At 70.7% G+C, this 249-nt stretch carries 1 pseudogene; it reads left to right on the plus strand.

What is annotated here, in order from left to right:
* Positions 1-249 (plus strand): annotated as a pseudogene (locus tag G6017_RS16560) (DUF4440 domain-containing protein); the annotation flags it as partial.

The raw sequence follows: 249 nt of genomic DNA on the forward strand, positions 1-249 counted from the left end.
GCGGGTCCCGCGGACGCGGAGCCGGATCTGTTCAGCCTCGAGGATCCGGGTAGTGCCATCGCGACGTCGACAGCGACAGAGCGGTCCGCGTCGGGCGCCTCGGATGTCGACCTCGTCGTCGAGCTGGAGCGCTCACTGCTCACCGATGTCGTCCGCGGTGACCGACGCAGGCTCGAGACACTCCTGGACCCCTCATGGAGCCACGTGTGCGCCCGCGGACGGGTCTGGTCGCGCGGGGACAGGCTCCCA

Origin of the sequence: Dietzia sp. B44, from assembly GCF_014145245.1 — a bacterium.
GTDB lineage: Bacteria > Actinomycetota > Actinomycetes > Mycobacteriales > Mycobacteriaceae > Dietzia > Dietzia natronolimnaea.